Here is a 1579-nt window from a genome sequence, read left to right as displayed (position 1 = left end):
AGTGAACTCGTCCTGTTGGAGTGGCACGACCCGCACGGTGAGTTCCTCGCCTGACAGGTCAGCGCCAGGGAGCTCGATGCCTTCGACGGCTTCGGTATCGAGGTCGACCGCAGAGCCTGTTTTGTTGTCGCGTCGGCTCTTCAGTTCTTCGATGCTGTCGTCGTTGGAGTCGTCGCTGGTGTTGCGCGGGGCGTCGTAGTCGGTTGCCAAGGCGGTGCCTACTCGTCAAGGGGCGGTCGGGGGAGGGGAACAGCTGTCAGCATGCCTGGTCGGCGTGGTATCGGCACCTGCGGGTCTGCTCTTGCAGGTCCTCGCTCGTCTTGTTCGTCTTGCTGGTGCTCTTGCGGGCGGCTGGGGGCTTCGTCTGCCCGCGGCTGGAGGTGGAGACTTTAGCGAGCCAGCCCAGCACCTGCGCAGATCGGTCAGTTGTTCTCGTTGGTTGGTGAAAGCGGGTTATTCCCCCGGATGGACGTGCGACGCAAGGTCAGAAGGGCACCTCGACAGACGAGTTGGACCGCATCGTGACCCGGCGAAATCGAATCGCGTACACGGGAGACCGGGCTGGGCGCGGCCGAGCGATGATCGCCGTCTCCGAAGTTGAGGCGGACCTCGTCCTCGTCAGCGAGATCGTCACCGCCCTGGATGAAGAGACCAGGCGTTGACGCGCGGAGCAGCCGACAACGTCACGTGAGACGAGCCCGCTGATCCGCGGCAACTGGCATGGTGCTCCGACTCTCGATCTTGAGCCGCCTTGGCGTCCACACGTGCCAGAGGGGCGCGCACCGCCGCCGAGCCTTCGGCCTACTGGCCCGCCCGCGCAGTAACGGGGGGAGGTTAGATCTGCCGGTCCGGGTCGGAGAAGGTCAGGCCGCCGGCCGCGAGCGGACGCCGGGCCGGGGCGGGTACGGCCACGGTCTCGCCGGGCGGCTGGCGGAAGTCGGCGCCCTGCTCGACCGGCAGCGGCCGGCGCCCGCCGGCCTGGGCGGGAAGGGACGCGTCGTCGGAGAATGCGGGCAGCGAGAGGCTGCGACGGGCAACGGTCATTGTCGTAGTCTCGCAGCCCGGGCAGCGGGGTAGGGCCGGATCGCTATCACCGGTGGTAAATCTTTGGTCCGGCCAGCGGGGCCACAAACGGCTATACCTGCCCCGGCCCGGACGCGCGGTGGGGCGGGAATTGGGATGCCGACGGCTGGATCGCGGAAGGCCAAGCCCGGAAGGCCGGCGCCAGCGCGCCACCGCGGTCCGCGAACTCGCCGCGAAGGGCCTGTGCGAGCTCGCCTCCGACCAGCTTCTGCAGCGGCTGCGCGACCACGACGCCCACTTGTCGGCCGGGTTCCATCGCGCGGTCGCCGGCACTGGGGCGGATTTAGGTCAAGCGCCTGTGGTGTGGCTGCCGCTGTCCGACTGGGCTGAGGAACAACTGCGTTCGCGCGTCTACGGGGTCGTGGAGGCCTGAGTGCCAGCAGCAACGTTGTATGGCTTGTTGCTGCCTGCTGCCTGCTGCCTGCCGCCTGCCTTCCGCTTTCCGCTTTCCGAGGGCCCGGTCGGGTCCGTACAGGGCCAGGTCCATATGGACTGG

Annotated in this window: 2 protein-coding genes; both read right to left on the bottom strand. The window is 68.1% G+C overall.

Annotated elements, in window-relative coordinates; translation table 11 throughout:
* On the bottom strand, positions 1-210 hold a 210-nt coding region (locus tag P3T35_RS40300; RefSeq protein WP_280709875.1), incomplete at its 3' end, for a DUF4193 family protein.
* A 624-nt stretch (positions 211-834) separates the two neighbouring features.
* Complete coding sequence (locus P3T35_RS40295) at positions 835-1044, bottom strand: hypothetical protein (protein WP_101385617.1); 210 nt, start codon at positions 1042-1044, stop codon at positions 835-837.
* Between the last annotated feature and the right edge of the window lie 535 nt (positions 1045-1579).

The sequence above is a fragment of the Kitasatospora sp. GP30 genome, from assembly GCF_029892145.1.
Classification (GTDB): Bacteria; Actinomycetota; Actinomycetes; order Streptomycetales; family Streptomycetaceae; genus Kitasatospora; species Kitasatospora acidiphila.
The sequence above is the reverse complement of the archived record's forward strand: the minus strand, read 5'-3'. Positions and strand labels throughout refer to the sequence as shown.